General features: G+C 49.0%; 11 protein-coding genes and 2 pseudogenes. 11 read left to right on the top strand and 2 right to left on the bottom strand.

The window, feature by feature from the left end; translation table 11 throughout:
* The 11 genes and pseudogenes from ACO0LG_RS13915 to ACO0LG_RS13965 form a co-directional block, all read left to right on the top strand.
* A pseudogene (locus ACO0LG_RS13915) lies at positions 1–665 on the top strand (hypothetical protein); the annotation flags it as partial.
* A 272-nt stretch (positions 666–937) separates the two neighbouring features.
* A pseudogene (locus ACO0LG_RS13920) lies at positions 938–1006 on the top strand (SEC-C metal-binding domain-containing protein); the annotation flags it as partial.
* Between the two features lie 15 nt (positions 1007–1021).
* On the top strand, positions 1022–1255 hold the full coding sequence (locus tag ACO0LG_RS13925; RefSeq protein ID WP_423027985.1) for a tetratricopeptide repeat protein: 234 nt from the start codon (positions 1022–1024) through the stop codon (positions 1253–1255).
* A gap of 3 nt (positions 1256–1258) precedes the next feature.
* On the top strand, positions 1259–2410 hold the full coding sequence (locus ACO0LG_RS13930; RefSeq protein WP_423027275.1) for a tetratricopeptide repeat protein: 1152 nt from the start codon (positions 1259–1261) through the stop codon (positions 2408–2410).
* Positions 2411–2631: 221 nt separating this feature from the next.
* On the top strand, positions 2632–3336 hold the full coding sequence (locus ACO0LG_RS13935; RefSeq protein WP_423027277.1) for a SapC family protein: 705 nt from the start codon (positions 2632–2634) through the stop codon (positions 3334–3336).
* Positions 3337–3421: 85 nt separating this feature from the next.
* Positions 3422–4015: a class I SAM-dependent methyltransferase gene (locus tag ACO0LG_RS13940; protein ID WP_423027279.1), complete on the top strand. Its 594-nt coding sequence runs from the start codon at positions 3422–3424 to the stop codon at positions 4013–4015.
* Between the two features lie 60 nt (positions 4016–4075).
* Positions 4076–5668, top strand: a complete 1593-nt coding sequence (locus tag ACO0LG_RS13945) for a tetratricopeptide repeat protein (protein ID WP_423027281.1) — start codon at positions 4076–4078, stop codon at positions 5666–5668.
* A 153-nt stretch (positions 5669–5821) separates the two neighbouring features.
* The gene (locus ACO0LG_RS13950; RefSeq protein ID WP_423027283.1) at positions 5822–7087 is read left to right on the top strand and encodes a glycosyltransferase; all 1266 of its coding nucleotides are present in this window, start codon (positions 5822–5824) and stop codon (positions 7085–7087) included.
* Between the two features lie 625 nt (positions 7088–7712).
* The gene (locus tag ACO0LG_RS13955; RefSeq protein ID WP_423027285.1) at positions 7713–9557 is read left to right on the top strand and encodes a type I secretion system permease/ATPase; all 1845 of its coding nucleotides are present in this window, start codon (positions 7713–7715) and stop codon (positions 9555–9557) included.
* 2 nt (positions 9558–9559) lie between these two features.
* Positions 9560–10915 carry an HlyD family type I secretion periplasmic adaptor subunit gene (locus tag ACO0LG_RS13960; protein ID WP_423027287.1) on the top strand — a complete coding sequence of 452 codons (1356 nt, stop codon included), beginning with the start codon at positions 9560–9562 and terminating at the stop codon, positions 10913–10915.
* A gap of 2 nt (positions 10916–10917) precedes the next feature.
* Positions 10918–12285, top strand: a complete 1368-nt coding sequence (locus ACO0LG_RS13965; protein WP_423027289.1) for a TolC family outer membrane protein — start codon at positions 10918–10920, stop codon at positions 12283–12285.
* A gap of 114 nt (positions 12286–12399) precedes the next feature.
* Here the strand turns inward: ACO0LG_RS13965 and gatB are convergent, their stop codons facing one another.
* Positions 12400–13875 (bottom strand): Asp-tRNA(Asn)/Glu-tRNA(Gln) amidotransferase subunit GatB, encoded by a 1476-nt coding sequence (gatB, locus tag ACO0LG_RS13970; RefSeq protein WP_423027987.1) that lies wholly within the window; start codon positions 13873–13875, stop codon positions 12400–12402.
* A gap of 89 nt (positions 13876–13964) precedes the next feature.
* The gene (gene gatA / locus ACO0LG_RS13975) at positions 13965–15419 is read right to left on the bottom strand and encodes an Asp-tRNA(Asn)/Glu-tRNA(Gln) amidotransferase subunit GatA (protein ID WP_423027291.1); all 1455 of its coding nucleotides are present in this window, start codon (positions 15417–15419) and stop codon (positions 13965–13967) included.
* Positions 15420–15432: the final 13 nt, after the last annotated feature.

Below are 15432 nucleotides of genomic sequence, written 5' to 3' on the forward strand. Positions count from 1 at the left end.
CGCTGGACGGCGGCTTGGGTACAGATACACTGAACATCGGTGCTATCGGTGCTAACTTGAATATCTCTGCTCTGGTAACTGGCGTTGAAACAGTGAACGTAACTGGCTCTGCTGCAACTGGCTGGACATTCACTAACGAAAACGGTGCTGGTGTAACTTTGAACTATGCTAAAGGCGCAACAGGCGACGTAGTTGTTCTGGGTACAGGCGGCCAAACAGTTAATCTGTTGGGTACAGCAGCGACAGCAGTAACAGTAACCGGCGGTACAGGTGCTGATACGATCAACCTGTCTACAACTGCAACTGGTGCTGAAACTATCACTGCTGGTTCTGTCATCGCTAATATCGATACAGTAGCAAACTTCAAAGTTGCTGGCGCTGACGTGTTCAAAACTGGCACAGCAGCAACAACATTGAACCTGTTGTCTATCGCTACTGCTGACGTATCTACTCTGGCAGCAGCAATCGCTACAGCAGCAACTGCAGCTGGCGCGGCTCTGGCAGCGAATACTCAGGCTTACGTGATCACTGTAGCCGCAGGTACAGCAGCTGGTACTTATGCTTTCCAAAACATCGGTGGCACTGTAGGTACTGTTGATGCAACTGACTTTATCGTTAAAATCACTGGCGCAGGTTCCATCGTCGCTGGCGACTTTATCGCTTAATTCAGTAAGCAATGCAGGAAAATGGGTAGCTTGCTACCCATGCAGCAGGGAGAGAATATCCTCCCTGCTGTCAAAAAATAAAAACCCACCTCTGTAAAGCGGTGGGTTTTTTTATCGCTCTCATCCGTTCATATTGGATGAATGTCTAGGCGCAAAGATTTGCTGCTAAAGTCCGCAATTCGCTGCAAGTATCTACAATTGATGGCAACTTATTGTTAACATGTGCACCAATTGATTTTGATCCTCTTTGCAGACCAGCTAGCCTGATGACAATGAAAAAATTGAGCCGTAATGATCCCTGTTCATGTGGCAGTGGGAAAAAATACAAACAATGCTGTATGGCTGCGGATGAGGCAATGCATGCGCAAGCAAACCAGCAAATATTGCAAACGCAACAAATACAAGAGCAGCTCAAGGTCATGCTGGATCAGGGCATGGCCGCACACCGCAGCGGTCAAATTGACGCTGCCAGGAAAATCTATCAGCACATTCTGGAGCTTAAACCTGACCATGCCGATACATTGCATTTATACGGAGTGACTGCTCACCAGCTGGGAGATTATGCGCAGTCGGCGCAACTTATCCGGTAATCGTTGCAGATCAATCCTCAAAATTTCTATGCACTGAATAACTTAGGGTTAGCATTGCGCGAATCTGCTCAGCCAGATCAGGCCCTCGCATGCTTTCAGCAAGCCTGCAAGCTCAAGCCCGATTATGCCGAGGCGCACAGCAATATAGGCAATGTGTATAAAGATATCGGTCAGCAGGATGACGCTATCCTGGCGTACAGACAAGCAATCCGTTTGAATGCGGCATTGGCAGAGCCCTGGAATAATCTGGCACTGATTTACCAAAAACGTAAAGAGCTGGAGCTCGCCATACAATGTGCAGAGCGCGCTGTTACCCTGCAGCCAAACCTGGCTGAGATTCACAATACCCTGGGCAATATTTACAAGGATGCTGGCCAGCCTGCCCAGGCCATCAACAGCTATCAACGTGCCGTCGCCTTGGACCCTGAGCACGGCAATGCCCTGCATTTCATTCACGTACTCAGTGGCCAGGCCAGCACCCAGGCGCCAGTAAGTTATGTCAGCAAGGTATTTGATGATTACGCCGAACGCTTCGATCAGCATCTGCAAGAAGTGCTGGCATACCAGATTCCAGTTGTCATTGGCAAAGAACTGAGACAATTGCGCATCGCTGACGCCAATGCAGATGCAAAGGCATGGCGCATACTGGATTTGGGGTGCGGCACTGGCCTGGTAGCAAAGGAACTCGCCTCTATGGCAGCGCAATTGGTCGGCGTTGATCTGTCTGAAAAAATGCTGTTAAAAGCGCAGGCCAGGCAGATTTATCACAGATTGATCCAAGCTGATTTACTGACGATGACCCGGCAAGAGACCGCTGCAAGCTACGAGGTGGTCACCGCTGCTGACGTATTTGTGTATCTGGGGCAGCTTGACCATATCGTTGCTGACATCAGCCGCTTGCTGGTCGCGGATGGCATCTTTGCATTTTCTGTCGAAGCCGCAGACGAAAGGTTGACGCAAGAAAATGATGTCGCGGGGTATACGCTACGTAGCAGCGGCCGCTATGCGCATCAATTAAGCTATTTGGGCAAACTGGCATCTGCATATGAATTTACGCTTTTGCAATGCCTGCCACAGACCATCAGGATGGAAAATCTGCAAGCGATTCCCGGTTATCTGCTGATCTGGCGTAAAGAAAACCCGGTCGTAATATGAGTCAAGTGCTGAAAAAAGCGCCATCGCTTTATCCTGCTGATACAATACTGCACTTGATTTTGGCCAAAACGTCTTCATTTCACGATAAGTAATCGTGTTTTGCGTGTTGTGCGTGTTGTGATCAAAATAAACATTGATTTGCGATTTAATGCCATCTAAGCCTTGCGCTTAACCCATGCCATCAATGGAAATGGGCTTTTTATAGTTATTGGAGTTTTATTATGTTTCAAAATGCTCAAACCCTGGACAAGAACCTGCATAGCTCTTTGCGCTTTCAACCAGCTGCAGACTTTGCGTTTGCCCGTGGCCTGACTACTGCCCCCCTGGCACCAACAGAAATTCCTGAGGCAGCACAGTTCTATCCTGTTTTGTTCTCACAATCCGGCTTGCTCAATCCGATTGCCGTATTGGGATTGAGAGAGCGAAACGTATTCTTGAATGAAAAAAATCAATGGACTGAAGCCTATGTGCCCGTCCATGTACGCCGTTACCCATTCATCCTTGGCCGTATTGGCGACACAGATGACTACGTGCTGGCTGCTGATATGGATGCGCCACAATTCAATACAACAGAAGGCGAACTGGTCTTTACTGAGAAAGCAGAATTCAATCCTAGCTTTGGTAAAGTATTGGAGTTGCTGAACAGCTACGAAAAAAATCTGCGTGAAGGCCGCGTGGTTCTGAATGAATTGGAAACCACGGGCGTACTGGTTGCTAAAGACCTCAACTTCCACGAAGGCAATGAAATACATCTGATCGGTGGTTTCCGCATTGTTGACCGCGAAAAAGTCCTGGCACTGGACGATGCCACACTGGCACGCTGGGTCCGCAGTGGCCTGATGTCGCTGCTGGAATTGCATTGGGCATCTTTCCATCATCTGCCTAAAGTTGCACTGGCATCTTCACGTCCAGATCAGGTTCAATAATCTGTATTTGACTTGATATAGAATGTGAATGGAAAATGGGGCCTGTGCCCCATTTTCTTTGGGATCAAACGACAAGGTGAATGCTTTGAAATTATTACACGTAGGCTGCGGCCCTCAAAACAAGTCAGGCACCACGCCTTTTTTTCAGTCAGATGATTGGCAGGAAATACGCTTTGATATTGACCCTACCGTCAATCCTGACATACAAGGCACGTTGACGGATATGAGTGCCGTTGAAACAGCCTCTATCGATGCGGTATATTCTTCACATAATATTGAACATTTGTATCCGCATGAAGTACCACTGGCTCTCAAGGAGATCTTGCGTGTCTTGAAAGACGATGGGATATTTGTGGTGACCTGCCCCGACTTGATTTCTGTCTGTAAGTTGGTCGTCGAAGATAAATTGATTGAACCAGCCTATGTATCACCAGCAGGTCCGATTTCTCCTCTGGATATCTTGTATGGTCATCGTGCTTCCATGGAAAGAGGCAATCTGTTTATGGCGCACCGATGTGGCTTTACCCAAAAAGTACTGATGAATACGCTGGCAGGGTCCGGTTTCAAGACGGTTGTAGCAGCAGCCAGGCCATCTGCTTTTGATTTATGGGCGGTGGGGACAAAAAATGCCAGAACTGAGGAAGAAGTCAGGGGTCTGGTAATGGCGCAGCTGAAATAATACTTGCTGTACTAAATGTATAAAAAGAAAACGCCAGGTAATTCACGACAGGTGAAATCTGTGGCAGGAAGTACTGCGGCAGAAGCCGAAGCGGCACAATTAATGCAAAAGGCCTTGGTGCTGCATCAGACTGGAAAACTCGCTGATGCTGCGGTCTTATATCAACAGATACTTCAGATTAACGCCAGGCATTTCGACGCTTTGCAATTTCTGGGCATGATCAAACGCAGCACAGGTGAGTTACTGCAAGCGCTTGATCTGCTCTCTCTGGCTGTATCCATCAATCCGGCGCATACCATCATTCATGCCTCGCTCGGCAATGTCTTGCTGGATCTGGAGCGCCATGCAGATGCCATCGCCAGCTATGACCGTTTCTTATTAGCAAAACCTGACTTTGCCGAAGTCCTGAACAACAAGGCAAATGCACTCAGCGCTCTGGGACGCGAAGCAGAAGCGATGGTTTGTTATGCGCAGGCGCTAAGTCAACAGCCAGATTTTCCTGATGCTTATTTTAACCGCGGCAATCTTTACATGGACATGCGTCAGTATGCGCTGGCGCTGAACGACTATGAGAAAGTGCTGCGCGTGAATGCGACGCATTTTCAATCCTGGAACAATCGCGGCAATGCGCTTTTGAAGCTGGAAAGATTACCGGAGGCCAGCCAAAGTTACCAGCAAGGGTTAAATATTGCCCCAGACAATCCAGAGCTACATGGCTGCCTGGCAAATGTCTATAAAATCACGGGTCAGTTAAATGAGGCCGTTGAGCACTATGCCAAAGTACTGCAACTGACGACTACTGGCTTCCCCAGGCAAAATGCCGCGCTACAACTGGCAATTTTGCACTATGTCTTTGGCAATCCAGCCAATGTTGACGCTTTGTTACAGGTGGCGAAAGACATGCTCGGCAATGCATTGATCAAAGACAAGGGTTCTTTGATCTACTGTGTCTTTATGCTAAAGATACAGGCGTGGTGGCAATCTTTCAGGCAACAGGCATCATTGCCACAAGCGCAAGGCATCTTGTACGTCATTGGTGAAAGTCACATGTTGTCAACGCATAATCTGATCCTTGGTTATCGCGGCCAGCATCTGCAATGCAAGGGACTTTGGATAGAGGGATGTACGCAATGGCAAATCGGTCAATCTGAAACCAATCATTACCAGCAATTGATGACGCAATATCTGCAGGCGATACCTGTCGCCTCCTGCGTTTTAATCACAATAGGCGAAATTGATTGCCGCATTGATAGCGGCATCTTGAAAGCCAGCAAGAAATCCATTGAATCTACCGAAGCTGCTACAGTTAGCCTGTCACAGCGCGTGCACGATACGGTAGTCGCATTTCTGGACTTTATTGAGATTCAGGCGCAGCAGCGCCAATTCAAGCTCATCATCAGTGGTGTACCCGCCTATCATATGAATGAAACTGGCCACACTGATGGCGAGTTGCAGGAGTTTGGCCAATTTCTCGTCTTGTTCAATGCCAGCCTGAGACAGCAAGTGATAGCGAGAGGTATGGATTTCCTGGATGTGTTTGCCTTGACCGATAGCGGCACGGGCAAAGCCAGCCAGCAATGGCATATTGATGACCATCATCTGCGTCCCGATGGCATTCTTGAGGCATTTTCCCGCCATTTAATTGCATCATGAGAGGTGCTGAGGATTTTGCCAGCAGCAAGGGTATTTGCATGTCTCGCCAGAGGCGAATAGCGTTTATACTGTAGCAATTTCCAAAGTTCGTATTCCTACTCAATTTGTGCTATGAAAATCCTGTTTGTTCACCAAAATTTTCCAGGTCAGTTTGTGCATCTCGCGCCCGTGCTGGCAGCAGATCCGGCGAATGAAGTCGTTGCACTGACCATGCAAAAGGCAGCACCCGCGTTGTGGAATGGGGTAAAGGTATTTTCATATCAGGTCACCCGCGGTACCAGTGCTGAAACCCATCCCTGGCTGGCGGACAGTGAACCCAAGGTCATCCGCGGTGAAGCTGCCATGCGTGCCGCCCTGCAATTGCGGGGGCAGGGCTTTGTCCCGGACGTCATCATTGCCCACCCTGGATGGGGAGAAAGTCTGTTCTTGAAAAAAGTCTGGCCCACAGCCAAGCTTGGCATCTATGCTGAATTCTTTTATCACGCGCAAGGTGCTGATGTTGGCTTTGACCCTGAGTTTTCTTCCAATGACATAGAACAAGCCTGCAAGATACAACTCAAGAACATCAATAATCTATTGCATATAGAAATAGCCGATGCGGCCATTTCCCCTACGCATTGGCAGGCCAGTACTTTCCCTAATGCCTTCCGTGAGCGCATCAGCGTTATTCACGACGGTATCAACACCGACATGATCGCCCCCAATCCCGACGTCGCCTTGACCCTGGGTGGCGGGCTGAAGCTGACGCGGGATGATGAAGTCATTACCTTTGTGAACCGCAATCTGGAGCCATACCGCGGCTACCACATTTTCATGCGTGCCTTGCCGCAAATACTGGCACAGCGCCCCAATGCCCACGTTTTGATGGTGGGTGGTGATGATGTCAGTTATGGTGCCAAGTCTGACAGTGGAAAATCGTGGAAAGAGATTTTCCTCAACGAAGTGAGTCCTCAATTACCGGAGAGTGCACGCCAGCGTATCCATTTCCTGGGTAATATTCCTTATCAGCACTTCATCCCCTTGCTGCAATTGTCACGCGTACATGTGTACCTGACTTACCCCTTCGTATTGTCATGGAGCTTGCTCGAAGCCATGAGCGCAGGTTGTGCCATCGTCGCCTCGAATACCCAGCCATTGCGTGAAGCAATACGCCACAACGAAACCGGCAGGCTGGTAGATTTCTTTGATGTAGAGGCTTTAAGCCAAGAGGTCTGCACCTTGCTGGATCAGCCGGAAGAACGACAACGTTTAGGTGAAAACGCCCGCCGTTTTGCCTGTGAATTTTATGACTTGCAAAGAGTGTGTTTGCCTGCTCAGCTTGAATGGATATACACATTGGGAAATGAAACAAAAGTTAACATTGAAAATGATATATCTGCACAGCCGCTTGTAAACACAGTCGTAATTGAGTTAAAATAAAGCGGTAGCCAGCAAGACCATTAAGAACTCGGCGCCCCGCAACGGATATTGCGGGGCGTTTTTTTTGCTTCAGTTCTTTTTCATTCCTTATCTTTTAGCCTCGTTGTGCCCTTGGCGCCCTTTTTTACGCAATATCTCACTCGTCACAAAGCCACTAATGTCGCCCAGCATATTCCCCGGGCAAATCACCTGACCTATGCATGGTTTATGTGACGGATATCACTTTGCTTCACAACGACGATGCTTTTTAATATTGAAATGGCATGTCAAATTAATAAAGTCAGAATTTTTCAAAAATTCTTGCTTCGCATTGATATGGGGAGTATGCAGAAAATACCAATAGCTTCAGGGCTGAGATAGCGTGATTTTCTTTATACAGGGGGGGGTATGTGAAATATGCATGCTTCGATACACGAAACACGTTTTAAAAGCGTAAAACTTGTGTTACGCTTTCGAAAAATGTGATGTACGTCACATTTAATTGGGTTGTGAACAGGGATAATGCCGCCTTGCCTTAAACATGTAGATGACATGTGGATGAATTTGTTCTAGTCAAACTTTATTCACCAAGCGGCCACCTTTTATATTGCGATGTTTTTAGCACTTCAGTGTGCAAAGAATACAAATGATCTCGAAATTAAAACTTCCACAAACTGAAATTGCACAGGTCCTGATGACCTTTAAAAGTGCTTTCAGAACCGTTGGCATTTTCAGTGCCATCATCAATCTGTTGATGTTAGCACCTTCCCTGTACATGTTGCAGGTTTACGATCGTGTTTTGCAAAGCCGCAACGAAATCACCTTGTTGATGTTGACATTGCTGATGTTGGGTGCCTACGCCTTGATGAGTGCGCTTGAATATATCCGTAGCTTCGTATTGATACGCCTCGGTGCCAAGCTCGACATGCAAATGAACAAACGCATCTACACGGCTGCGTTTGAACAAAACCTGAAGCGTGGCGGCGGTAATGCCGGCCAGGCTTTGCAGGATCTGACGCAGATTCGCCAGTTCCTCACGGGTGCTGGCTTGTTTGCTTTCTTTGACGCGCCATGGTTCCCGTTCTATCTGGCCGTGATCTTCATGTTCGACACTTACCTCGGCTTGTTTGCGCTGGCTGCGGTGATCGTCATGGTGATCCTGGCGTATGCCAATGAAGTGGTATCCAAAAAGCCTTTGACCGAAGCCAATACCATGGCCATTGTCTCCAGTAATCTGGCGACAAATAACCTGCGTAATGCCGAAGTCATTGAAGCCATGGGCATGTTGCCGAACCTGATGTCACGCTGGTTCAAGTTGCATGGCCGTTTCCTGCAATTGCAGGCAGAAGCCAGCGAGAAGTCCGGCATTATCACGGCCTTGAGTAAATTTGTCCGAGTTTCGGTTCAATCCCTGGTACTGGGTTTTGGTGCTTTGCTGGTGATTGAAGGCAAGATGTCGCCAGGCATGATGATTGCCGGCTCCATCCTGTTGGGTAAAGCGACTGGCCCTATCGATCAATTGATCGGTGTATGGAAACAATGGAGCACAGTCAAAGGTGCCTACGGCCGTTTGAATGAATTGCTGGCATCCAATCCACCGCGCCAGGCTGGTATGGACCTGCCTAAACCACTGGGTGCATTGTCTGTTGAAGGCGTGACTGCAGCGCCTCCAGGTTCTACCGTTGTTGTTGTCAAAGGCTTGTCCATGGCCTTGCAACCAGGTGACGTGCTTGGCGTGATCGGCCCATCAGGTTCCGGTAAATCCACGCTCGCACGTTTGCTGGTAGGCGTCTGGCCAGCTGCGGTTGGTAAGGTGCGTCTCGATGGTGCTGATATCTACCAATGGAATAAAGATCAACTCGGACCAAATATTGGTTACCTGCCACAAGACATAGAATTGTTCGGCGGCACAGTAGCAGAAAACATCGCACGCTTTGGTGAAGTTGATTCTGAAAAAGTCATTATGGCTGCCAAGCGCGCCGGTGTGCATGAAATGATTTTGCATTTCCCGCAAGGTTACGATACACGTTTGGGTGATGGCGGTGCCGGTTTGTCTGGTGGCCAAAAGCAGCGTATTGGTCTGGCGCGTGCCATGTATGACGATCCATCCCTGCTGGTACTTGATGAACCAAATTCAAATCTGGATGATATTGGCGAACAGGCTCTGGTTGTTGCTGTGAATGATTTGCGTCAACGCGGCAAAACGATTGTGTTGATCACGCACCGTACGACGATTCTGGGTGCTACTACCAAGCTCTTGTTGTTACGTGATGGTGTGGCCCAGGCCTTTGGACCGCGTGACCAGGTACTGGCCGCGCTGAATCAGGCAAATCAACAACAGGCACAACAGGCCCAGCAAGCCCAGCAAGCTGCTGCGGCACAACAGGCTGCCCAGCAAGCTCAGGCTCAGGGCGCTCTGCAATCAGCAGCTACAGAGCCACCAGCAGATACGCAGGCAAGAATTAATGCCACAGCTGCAGAAGAGGAATAATCATGAAAAATGCATTAGTCAAAAAAGGTGATGTCACGGACGTGACAACTCACAACGTAGAAATACTTGAAGTTAATACAGATGCACGCGGCTATTCCCGCCTGGGCTGGATCATCATCCTGATCGGCGTAGTTGGTTTCTTGCTGTGGGCATTCACGGCAAAGCTCGATAAGGGTGTACCGATGAGCGGTAACGTTGCTGTCGCGTCCAGTCGTAAAGTCATACAGCATCAGACTGGCGGTACTGTTGACGAAATTCTGGTCAAGGATGGTGATGTCGTTAAAGCAGGTCAAACCTTGTTGAAGATGAATTCTGTCAGTGCGAAGTCAAATGCAGAAATCACCAGGGTGCAATTGTTTACAGCCCAGGCCGTAGAAGCAAGATTGCTGGCTGAACGCGTGGGTGCAAAGTCCATCAGTTTCCCCAAGGAACTGGATGAGGCAAAAAATGATCCCCGCGTTGCTAACGTCATTTCGCTGCAACAGCAACTATTCACTACGCGCCAGATTTCCATACAAAGTGAGCTGGGTGCTCTAGATGAAAACATCGCTGGCTTGAAATCGCAACACAAAGGCTTGGAGGAATCCATGGTCAGCAAGAAGCAACAGCAGCAATTCCTCAAGGAACAGCTCGATGGTATGCGCGACCTGGCCAAGGAAGGCTATATCGCCCGCAATCGTCTGCTGGATCTGGAACGTACTTATGCGCAGGTCAATGGCAGTATCTCTGAAGACCTGGGTAATATGGGCCGTGTCTCACGCCAGATCATGGAAATGGGCTTGCGTAAATCTCAGCGTCAGCAAGACTATCAAAAAGAAATCCGCACACAATTGTCCGATATCCAGAAAGAAGCAGAAGCCTTGCAAAACCGCCTGACTGCACTGGATTTTGATCTGAACAATGTCGCAGTGAAAGCACCAGTATCAGGCACCGTTGTAGGCCTGAATGTCTTCACCAAAGGTGCTGTTGTGCCTAGCGGTTTCAAATTGATGGAACTGGTTCCACAGGATGATGCGCTGATCGTGGAAGCCAGTTTGCCAGTCAACCTGGTAGACAAGGTGCATGCCGGTCTGAAAACAGAGTTGATTTTCTCTGCCTTCAATACTAATACGACGCCACATATTCCGGGCATCATTACCCAGGTATCGGCTGACCGTACTGTCGATGAAAGAACAGGTCAGGCCTTCTATAAAGTCCGTGCAGAAGTAGCACCTGAAGGCAAGAAAATGATTGCCAACCTGAACATCCGTCCTGGTATGCCTGTTGAGATGTTTGTCAGCACCGGTGGCCGCACCATGATGAACTACTTGCTCAAACCAGTGATCGACCGTGCCCATTCTGCAATGACTGAGGATTAATGATGAAAAAATCATGGAAGCGCCTTAATCTGATCGCAGCTGCCTGCGGCATCCTGGTGATGTCGGCAGGCCAGGCTCAGGCCATGGGCCTGGTGCAGGCCTATGAAGCTGCGTTGGTCAATGATCCGACTTACCGTGCTGCCGTTTCTGAAAACGTTGCTGGTAAGGAGTACCGTAATATCGGCCGCGCCGGTTTGCTGCCGACGATACAGTACGCTTACGGAACAAGTAAAAACCGTGCAGAAATCACTTCGCCTTCAGTGAACTTTCTGGGCCAGCCAACCGGTGGCGTGACTGTCAGTAATTACGATTACACCAGTATCACCAATTCTGTTTCGCTGCGTCAGATATTGTTCAGCCTGGATACGGCTGCGCGTTACAAGCAAGGTATAGCGCAGACCAACTATAGCGATGCCATATTTTCTGCGCGTAGCAAGGACTTGATCATCCGTCTGACGACTGCTTATGCAGACGTCAAATTCGCGGAAGATCAGCAAGACTTGTTCCGCGCCCAACGAGATGCCTACGCTGAACAAAAACGCATCAATGAACGCATGTTTGAAAAAGGTGAAGGCACCAAGACCGACATGCTGGAGACCCAGGCAAAGCTTGATGTTGCCGAGGCTCAGGTGATTGAAGCGCAAGACAGTTTGCTGAATGCAAGAAATGCTTTTTCTGCCATCGTTGGTAGTGAAGTAGTTCAACTTGATGGCTTGCGTCCAGAGTTCACTGTGATGCCCGTTGCCATGTCCAGTTTTGAAGAGTGGATGGCGATTGCAACAGAAAACAATCCTGAAATTGCGGCTGCTAAATATTCAGTAGAAGCAGCCGAGCTGGAAATCAGCAAAAGCAAAGCCGGGCATACACCAAGGCTGGAACTCAACGCCGGTTATAATCGCGGTTTGTCTGACAGCATCACAACACGTACGCAAGATCAGACAATCAAAAGCGTTGGCGTGCAATTAGTCATCCCGATTTATTCTGGTGGTTATGTGACGGCGATCAGTAACCAGGCCATCGCCAATCGCGACAAAGCCAAGGCTGATCTGGATTCAACCAAGAATAGAATCTCGATAGAATTGCGCAAGCAATTTAATGCGATACAAACCAGCTTGACGAAAATCAATGCTTTGCAAAAGTCGGTCAACTCATCGACTTTGCTGGTTGAAGCAACCAAGCAAAGTGTCAAGGGCGGTGTCCGTATCAATCTTGACGTGCTCGGTTCCGAGCAACAACTGGTCGCTGCCAAACGTGACTTGGCTCAGGCCAAATACAATTACCTGATCAGCTACCTCAAGCTGCGCGTGACCGCTGGCAATATCACTGCGGATGACGTGCAGACTGTTGCGGCTTACTTCACGCCCAACTGATATTGACTAAGACTGTTGCAAGGGCTTAAATCTGGAACTCAGTCAGGACTATATGAGAAGGCAAAAAAACGGCACATCCGCAAAGAGGTGCCGTTTTTTATTTGCTGGCAGAAATCAGCCAGCCAGTTTCTTCTTCAGCAATTCATTGACCTGTGCAGGGTTACCCTTGCCCCTGGTCGCTTTCATTGCCTGACCCACCAGGGAGTTGAAAGCCTTTTCTTTGCCAGCGCGGTATTCATCGACAGATTGCTGATTCGCGGCCATGACTTCGTCGATAATTTTTTCGAGCGCACCAACGTCAGAAATTTGTTTCAGACCTTTGGCATCAATCACCTGATCTGCCAGATTCACATCCGCAGATGGTGCCTGCCACATTGCTGCAAATACTTCCTTGGCAATCTTGTTGGAGATCGTGCCATCAGCAATACGTTGCAACAACACTGCCAATTGTGCAGACGTTACCGGAATAGCGCTGATATCCAGGCCTTCACGGTTCAAGGTTGCTGACACGTCACCCATCATCCAGTTGGCCGCAGGCTTGGCTTGTGCTGCACCAGCAGCAGTCACCACCGCTTCAAAATAAGTAGCCATGCCTTTGGATTGCGTCAGGATAGTCGCATCATATTCAGTCAAGCCCAATTGCTCGATGAAACGCTGGCGCATCGCAGATGGCAACTCAGGCATGGTGGCGCGTATTTGCTCTACCCATTCACGGCTGATTTTCAGAGGTGGCAAATCGGGGTCGGGGAAGTAACGATAATCCATCGAATCTTCTTTGCTACGCATCGAGCGGGTTTCTTTTTTGTCCGGATCATACAGGCGGGTTTCCTGGATGACTTTACCGCCATCTTCGATCAATTCGATTTGACGACGTACTTCAATATTGATTGCTTCTTCCAGGAAACGGAAAGAGTTCAAGTTCTTGATTTCGCAACGTGTGCCAAATTCTTTTTGTCCTACCGGACGCACAGAAACGTTGGCGTCGCAACGGAAAGAACCTTCCTGCATATTGCCATCACAGATGTCCAGCCAGGTTACCAGTGAATGCAGGGCTTTTGCATAACCTACCGCTTCAGCAGCACTGCGCATCACAGGTTCCGTCACGATTTCTAGCAAGGGTGTACCCGCACGGTTCAGGTCTATACCTGTCATACGGTCAGCAGCACCATGCATGGATTTGCCGGCATCTTCTTCCAGATGGGCGCGTGTCAGTTGTATATTCCTGAATTCGGTCTTGCCATCTTTTTCAAACACGCAGGGCACGAAACCACCCTGTACTACCGGGATTTCAAACTGGCTGATCTGATAGCCTTTAGGCAGGTCAGGGTAGAAATAATTTTTGCGGGCGAAGATGGATTCAGGCGCGACCAGCGCACCTACTGCCAGGCCAAACTGTATGGCCTTTTCTACTGCACCTTTATTCATGACCGGCAACACGCCAGGCAGGGCCAGATCGACCGGGCTGGCCTGGGTATTTGGTTCAGCACCAAATTGTATTGAAGAGCCGCTGAAAATTTTTGAGTTGGTCTTGAGTTGCGCATGCGTCTCAAAACCGATAACGACTTCCCATTGCATAATATTCCTCGTTATATCTTTGTTTATTGCCTCTGCCTCTTTACATAAAGCAGCACATCAATTCCATGTCCATGATCTCTCATTCCCTGTCAGAGGGAAGAGGCTCATGCCGGTGTGCGTGTATGCCAGTCTGTCGCTTGCTGGAACTGGTGAGCCACATTCAGCAATTTCGCTTCATCATAATAATTGCCGATGATTTGCAAACCTACCGGGCGCTTCGCATTTTTATCACCCTGACCAAAACCACAAGGGATAGACATGCCAGGCAAGCCGGCCAGACTGGTAGAGAGGGTGAAAATATCAGCCAGATAGTTGGCTACCGGATCATCTGCCTTAGAACCAAGGTCCCAAGCCACGGTCGGTGCCACCGGCCCCATGATGACATCGCATTTCTCGAACGCTGCAGCGAAATCTTGCGCGATCAGGCGGCGTATTTTCTGTGCCTGCAAATAATAGGCGTCATAGTAACCGTGCGACAGTACGTAGGCACCGACCAGGATGCGGCGCTTGACTTCAGCACCAAAACCTTCAGCACGCGACTTCTTGTACATGTCTTCAAGGTCAGTATAATCTGCTGCGCGATGACCATAACGTACACCGTCAAAACGGCTCAGATTCGAAGAAGCCTCTGCTGGCGCAATCACATAATAGACAGGGATGGACAACTCGGTTTTTGGCAAGGAAATATCTACCAGTGTCGCGCCCAGCTTTTCATATTCCGCCAGCGCAGCACGAACAGCCTGTTCCACATCTGCAGCCAAGCCATCAGAGAAAAATTCTTTCGGTACACCGACGCGCAAACCTTGCAGTGATTTGTTCAGGTCACGGTTGAAATCTTCTTTTTTGCGTTCGAGAGAAGTGGAATCTTTCTCATCAAAACCTGTCATCGCATTCAGCAAAATGCCGCAATCTTCAGCAGTCTGGGCAATAGGACCACCCTGGTCCAGTGAAGAGGCAAAAGCGATCATGCCGTAGCGCGATACACTGCCGTAAGTTGGCTTGATACCAGTGACGCCGCAAAACGATGCTGGTTGACGGATAGAGCCACCAGTGTCAGTAGCTGTTACAGCCGGTGCCAGACGCGCGGCAATCGCCGCAGCTGAACCGCCAGAAGAGCCGCCAGGTACGGCAGTCTTGTCCCAAGGGTTTTTCACCGCACCAAAATAAGAATTTTCATTCGATGAACCCATGGCGAATTCATCGCAATTCAATTTGCCCAGTGTGACGGTGCCAGCTTTATTGAACAGTTTAACCACGGTTGCATCGAAGGGACTGACATAATTTTCCAGCATGTGTGAGCCGGCAGTCGAACGCCAGTCGCGTGTCACGAAAATATCTTTATGGGCGATAGGCACGCCCGTCAATACACCTGCATCACCACTGGCCAGACGTGCATCTGCTGCTGCAGCCTGTTGCAAGGTCCATTCAGGATTCACATGCAAAAAAGCATTCAGGTCACTGGCAGCGATCCGGTTCAGATAATGCTGGGCAAGTTCGGTGGCAGATACCTGTTTGCTTTGTAGCAGGGCGGATAATTGCGAAATTGTTTTGGTATGCATGAGGACTCTATTG

This window comes from Undibacterium sp. Ji42W (assembly GCF_049340405.1).
In the GTDB taxonomy this organism is placed as follows: Bacteria; Pseudomonadota; Gammaproteobacteria; order Burkholderiales; family Burkholderiaceae_D; genus Undibacterium.

What these genes read in the sequence shown, in the direction of transcription:
- ACO0LG_RS13925 (WP_423027985.1), top strand. Translation starts at nt 1,022, where the DNA reads ATGCATGCGCAAGCAAACCAGCAAATATTGCAAACGCAACAAATACAA.
- ACO0LG_RS13935 (WP_423027277.1), top strand. Translation starts at nt 2,632, where the DNA reads ATGTTTCAAAATGCTCAAACCCTGGACAAGAACCTGCATAGCTCTTTG.
- ACO0LG_RS13955 (WP_423027285.1), top strand. Translation starts at nt 7,713, where the DNA reads ATGATCTCGAAATTAAAACTTCCACAAACTGAAATTGCACAGGTCCTG.
- ACO0LG_RS13960 (WP_423027287.1), top strand. Translation starts at nt 9,560, where the DNA reads ATGAAAAATGCATTAGTCAAAAAAGGTGATGTCACGGACGTGACAACT.
- ACO0LG_RS13965 (WP_423027289.1), top strand. Translation starts at nt 10,918, where the DNA reads ATGAAAAAATCATGGAAGCGCCTTAATCTGATCGCAGCTGCCTGCGGC.
- gatA (WP_423027291.1), bottom strand. Translation starts at nt 15,419, where the DNA reads ATGCATACCAAAACAATTTCGCAATTATCCGCCCTGCTACAAAGCAAA.